Origin of the sequence: uncultured Faecalicoccus sp. (assembly GCF_944327125.1) — a bacterium.
In the GTDB taxonomy this organism is placed as follows: domain Bacteria; phylum Bacillota_I; class Bacilli_A; order Erysipelotrichales; family Erysipelotrichaceae; genus Faecalicoccus.
This window is the reverse complement of sequence record NZ_CALVGO010000072.1, coordinates 1-5,857: the sequence shown is the minus strand read 5'-3', so window position 1 is coordinate 5,857 and position 5,857 is coordinate 1. Positions and strand designations below refer to the sequence as shown.

Below are 5,857 nucleotides of genomic sequence, written 5' to 3'. Positions count from 1 at the left end.
TACTTCGCATAATGTATATTATGTAATATTTTGGTTTAATAAAGTAGCTCTATAAATAGATAGTTTGTAAAATATATAGAATAATATTGAATATATATTATTCATTTTTTTCTATTCCATTATTTATTCTTCGATATTTTATTGCATTAAGTTATATTCCATTCTTTTCTTTATTGTTCAATAAAATCATTACTTATCAAATCCATGTATTACGGATCATCGATATTTAATAAAAACTATTTTGCAATGAAACGTGGGATTATACATCTTTATCGATTTCATTGCATCTCAGAAGGTCGATATTTTTATCAAATCATTAGGCTTTATAAATAGATTGTACATTTACAATTCCATTTAACTTTCATCCAGTCCTTTATATTTGATTGTATGATATATGTTCTAATCATTAAGACAAATGAACAAATCAATTTAAAAAGTTTCTTTTTCAATGTTAGATATAACTAACTAAAAAATGTACTCGCTCGGAGTACATTGATTATTGATATGAAACTGTCATTGTATTGGTAACACCAAAAGCGCTGGAGATTAAATTTACATCAATACAATTTTTATCGTTACTCTTATAGTTGATTGCTCCATTTTTAAATGTAAATCCAACATTACATTCAATTTCCTGTTCTGGATCAAGATATTCAACGACATAGCCAAAGGCCTGACCGCCAATTTCTTCGGTTTTTGGAGCAAGATCCTTTTTTGAGAAATCTACCTTTTTCAACTCTTCTTCTGACATTTTGGAAAAATCCCCTTTGTCTTTATAATCCGTCAATAGAATTCCTCTAAGGGTTGCCTGCGGTTCCAAATACGGAACAACGATTTGCCGATCGGTTTTGTTTTTATAAGTGATCTTAAAATTATTGATTGTTGTGGTTCCGTTTGAAAATTCACTCGTGCAGTCTTTTCCATTAACAAGAATCTGCAAGGCATCATCTTCATAGAATGTATATACCTGCTTTTCAGAATCCAGAATGTCATGATTTGTTGCTTTTCTTACATCAATACTATTAAAAGATATAAATTCATCCTGATCTTTAAAGTAGAAACCCATATCCTCCTGGTTGTTGTTTGGGAAACCGACATAACCATAAACATAGGCTGTCTGTTCAGGCATAACACTTAATATGGGCATCGATTCATGCTGGTCAATAGGTTTTATATCTTCATCTTTGTTATCGGTGATTTTATAACTTACATTATTGGTAGAATACGTTTTTTTAGAATCATTGGTAATGGTGGCCATATAATAGTAATAGATAGAATTTGATTCATCATTGGTAATGATCATCACATCACTGAGCTGAAAAGTAACGTTTTTCTTCAGTTCCACTGAAGAGTTTTTTTCGGCACAGCCAAAAAGTGATATGACCATAAAGAACGCAACAAACAGACTTAAAAATCGTTTCATAAAGTCTCCTCCTATTTGATTTGAAAGCGATCCAGAAGTGCTTTTCTAGCTTTTTCTTCAAACAGATCTTCCAAAGGTTGTAAATCATTGAATGAAAAATCGGGATTTCTTTTCTGGATTGCCTTTGTAATCACGAAATCTGCCACTTGAGGGTTTTTAGGCAATAGCGGTCCGTGCAGATAGGTTCCTAATATTTTACCATCATAGAAACCTTCATATCCGGCGTCAAAACTGTTTCCGTAACCTTTTAAAACTTTTCCGAGAGGCGATTTGACATTTTCTGTCTGTCCTCCATGATTTTCAAATCCAATGATCTTTGTTTTTAAACCATCCAAATCGGCTTCGAGAATGATATTGCCTATACAGCGTTTCCCCTCTTTTCCCGTATCTGTATAGTAATCATAGAATTTCAGCCCTTCGATTTTGGAACCGTCTGCCGCAATATAATATTGTCCAAAAAGTTGATAACCTCCACAGATCAACAAAACAAACGTATGTTCATCCATAGCCTTTTTAATGTTTTCTTTGCGAGATAAAAGATCCGGGATTAGGCTGATTTGTTCTTTATCCGCACCGCCCCCAAGAAAAATCAAATCGTATTGTGAAAGATCTTTTTGTTCACCGATTCCGCATGTATCCAGGTGAAATTCAATATTTCGATCAAGACATCTTTTTTTCAGGACCATGATATTTCCTTTGTCACCATAAAGATCCATGATATCATGATACATCCAACATACATTGACTAAGTGTTTCATAGATTAATTCATCTCCTTCACAATCGCATTACGCGTAGGAAGAAGTGCTGTATATGTCGCAATGGCATAGCACTTTAATCCTGAATGCAGGCATTTTTGAATGGCCTCATCGATCGAGTTGTATATTTCAATTTTTCCTTTATAGTTTTCATAGTAAATCCGTAATGCCATATCATAAGCTCTTGTTCCTGTACAAACCACACCCTTTGTAGACTCCTTACAAATCTTTTCAAAGAAAGTATCATAGATCCAGCTAACATCTGTACCATCCTGTTCGTGGTCATTTAAAACGATACATACAACTTTGTCCTGCTCGTCTTTGTCGATCACTTTCATGACCTCGTTAGCTCCGGTAGGATTTTTTATTAAATTCAATATACATTCCTGGCCTTCTTTGACAAAGTGTTCATTTCTTCCCTTTGGCTGCGGTGCATGAGCAAAAACTTCCAATGCATACTTTAAATCAACGTCAAAATGTTTGGCTACCGCTAATACAGCAGCGCAGTTATACATGGAATACATTCCTTCGTAAGGGGAATGAATCAACATATCCCCTAGTTTAAAGTTTTCTTTTGATAAATCGATATCGGATAGTTCAACATCTAAAACCGGGGTTTTAAAATCACAGTTTTCACAATAGAAATTCCCAATATGAGAATATTGATAGTAATTATAAACCAGTTTACTTCCACAGCATGGACAGAATTTGCCTTCGCTGGCTTCTTTTGTCTGATCTGTGGAATATTTGTTTTTGGCTATACCGAAATAACTGCAATGCGCTTTAGGCGCTTTTAAAGCTAAACGGATAACATTGGGGTCGTTTCCATTTAGAATCAGTTCCTGATCGTATTCAGGCAATACCTTTTCAATCGAATCAATCAGCTGTTCCATTTCACGGGCTCTATCCAACTGATCACGGAAAAAGTTATTCACAACGAGTGCACGAACCGGAATAAACGGCAGTATATGACGAATGTTCAATTCATCTACTTCCAAAACACAGGCATTTGCTTTAACTTTTCCTGAAAGAGAAGAATTTGTCAAAAGTGCCGTACATATACCGGCTTTTAAATTATCCCCTTTCCGATTAGATACAACACTGTATCCAGCACGATCAAACAGATCGGCAATCATATTGGCTGTACTTGTTTTCCCATTGGTGCCCGTTACAAGAATCACGGGACCATCAAAAGTTAATTTTTGAAGAATATTGGGATCCAGTTTAAGTCCAATACTGCCTGGCAAAGAACCGCCTCGTCCTACCAGTCCCAGTAAAAACGCACTGATCTTTGTTGAGAGAATAGATAATGATTTCATAAGTCACGCCCCTTAGGCACAATTATACAATAGAAAATATATATTCGACTAGTTAAATTCACATTGAATTGCTTTTCGTACTAAAGTATAATGATAAGGTGCAAATGGAGGAATATAGACATGAAACAATTGGACATGATTTACGAAGGAAAGGCAAAAAAAGTTTATGCAACCGATGATCCTAACTATGTGATCGTTGACTACAAAGATGATGCAACTGCATTCAACGGTCTAAAAAAAGGTACGATTGTAGGAAAAGGTGCCATCAACAACCGAATGACCAACTACTTGATGAAGGTTTTGGAAACAAAAGGTGTTCCAACACATTTTGTAGAAGAGCTCGATGAACGCCGTACAGTGGTAAAAAAAGTGAATATCATTCCATTAGAAGTGATCATTCGTAACAAAGCTGCCGGAAGTTTCTCAAAACGTCTGGGAATCGAAGAAGGAACGGCTTTAAAATGTTCTACGATCGAATTCAGCTACAAAGATGATGATCTGGGAGACCCACTGATCAACTCTTATATGGCTATTGCAATTGGTGCAAGTACAAGAGAAGAAATCGAAACCATCAAAGAGTATGCCTTCACAGTTAATGAAGTACTAAAAGAATTCTTTGCCGGAATCGGTATTGAATTGATCGATTTCAAACTTGAATTTGGAAAAACTGCAGATGGTCAGATCGTTCTTGCCGACGAAATCTCTCCAGACACATGTCGTTATTGGGATATCAAAACAGGAAAACACCTTGATAAAGATACATTCCGCCGTGATTTAGGAGATCCAGAAGGAGCTTATCAGGAAGTATTCAAACGTATGGGATTTGGTGAATAAAATGAACGAATTCTATCAGTCCCCTCTTTCACAGCGTTACGCATCCAAAGAGATGCAGGCCTTATTTTCAAATGATAAAAAGTTTAAAACATGGCGCCGTCTTTGGATCGCTTTAGCACAAAGTGAACAAGAATTAGGCTTAGATATTACCGATGAACAAATCCAGGAACTGATCGATCATAAAGATGATATCAATTATGAGGTAGCCAAAGAGCGAGAAAAAATCGTTCGTCATGATGTCATGTCGCATGTTTATGCTTATGGAACACAATGTCCAAAAGCCAAAGGCATCATTCACTTAGGTGCTACTTCATGCTATGTTGGTGACAACACAGACTTGATCATCATGCATGAAGCTTTGGAACTGGTTCAAAAAAAAATTGTAAATATTCTTTTTGAGTTAAAAAACTTTGCCTTGAAATATAAAGATATGCCTTGTTTGGCATTTACGCATTTCCAGCCAGCTCAACCAACGACCGTTGGAAAAAGAGCTTCCCTCTGGGCACAGGATCTTTATATGGATTATTTGGAAATTGAGCACCTTCTCTTGAACAAAAAACTTCTTGGATGCAAAGGAACGACTGGTACCCAGGCAAGTTTCATGGAATTGTTTGAAGGTGATACGGATAAGGTAAAGGCATTAGATAAGAAGATCTGTGAAAAGTTAGGCTACGATGCCTACTTCCCTGTTTCAGGACAAACTTATACTCGTAAATACGATACACAAGTGTTGCAGGTTTTGGTTGGCATTGCACAAAGTGCCCATAAATTCAGCAACGACATTCGTCTTTTACAACATATGAAAGAGATCGAAGAACCATTTGAGAAAGGTCAGATTGGTTCGAGTGCGATGGCTTATAAACGCAATCCAATGCGTTCTGAACGAATCGCTGCTCTTTGTAACTATGTCATCAGTGATTCCTTAAACCCGGCCATTACCGCCAGTACTCAATGGTTTGAACGTACTTTGGACGATTCAGCCAATAAGAGAATCTCCATTGCCGAGGCTTTCCTGGCAATCGATGGAGTATTGGATCTATACATGAATGTCACGGATGGTTTGGTTGTCTATCCAAAAGTAGTGGAAGCCAATTTGATCAAGGAATTGCCTTTTATGGCCACCGAAAACATCATGATGGATGCCGTAAAAGCCGGCGGTGACCGTCAGGAACTTCATGAACTGATTCGCCAGCACTCTATGGCAGCAGGAAAAGTCGTAAAAGAAGAAGGAAAGCCAAACGATTTGATCGATCGCATTGCCAACGATCCTAAGTTTGGAATGACCAAAGAAGACATTTTAAAGATCATGGAACCAAAGAACTTTGTAGGACGTTCCATTCAGCAAACCGAAGAATTCTTTGCGGAATACATCGATCCAATTCTTGAAAAAGAAAAAGACGCTTTAGGCCTACACGCGCAAATCAATGTGTAGACGCTAAGCGTCTCTTTTTATATATGGAATCGAATAAGTCTTTAATCGTTTGTGAACAAGCTTGTAATTGGGCATCCATCTCGTAACACAGTC

5 protein-coding genes are annotated in these 5,857 nt (G+C 36.7%); 2 read left to right on the top strand and 3 right to left on the bottom strand.

Annotation, left to right across the window (positions count from 1 at the left end; genetic code table 11):
- Window positions 1-496: 496 nt before the first annotated feature.
- Genes Q0K03_RS07025 through Q0K03_RS07015 form a run of 3 tightly spaced genes read right to left on the bottom strand, consistent with a single transcriptional unit; the run spans window position 497 to window position 3,498 of the window.
- Window positions 497-1,423 (bottom strand): hypothetical protein, encoded by a 927-nt coding sequence (locus Q0K03_RS07025; RefSeq protein WP_297238999.1) that lies wholly within the window; start codon window positions 1,421-1,423, stop codon window positions 497-499.
- An 11-nt stretch (window positions 1,424-1,434) separates the two neighbouring features.
- Window positions 1,435-2,181, bottom strand: coding sequence for a glutamine amidotransferase (locus Q0K03_RS07020; RefSeq protein ID WP_297238998.1), 747 nt, complete (start codon window positions 2,179-2,181; stop codon window positions 1,435-1,437).
- Window positions 2,182-2,184: 3 nt separating this feature from the next.
- Entirely contained in the window at window positions 2,185-3,498 is a 1,314-nt protein-coding gene (locus tag Q0K03_RS07015; RefSeq protein ID WP_297238997.1) for a MurT ligase domain-containing protein, read from the bottom strand.
- Window positions 3,499-3,618: 120 nt separating this feature from the next.
- On the opposite strand from Q0K03_RS07015, the gene purC reads away from it, so the two are divergent.
- Both purC and purB read left to right on the top strand, forming a co-directional pair.
- Window positions 3,619-4,332 carry a phosphoribosylaminoimidazolesuccinocarboxamide synthase gene (gene purC, locus Q0K03_RS07010; RefSeq protein WP_297238996.1) on the top strand — a complete coding sequence of 238 codons (714 nt, stop codon included), beginning with the start codon at window positions 3,619-3,621 and terminating at the stop codon, window positions 4,330-4,332.
- A 1-nt stretch (window position 4,333) separates the two neighbouring features.
- On the top strand, window positions 4,334-5,764 hold the full coding sequence (gene purB, locus Q0K03_RS07005; protein ID WP_297238995.1) for an adenylosuccinate lyase: 1,431 nt from the start codon (window positions 4,334-4,336) through the stop codon (window positions 5,762-5,764).
- Window positions 5,765-5,857 lie beyond the last annotated feature (93 nt).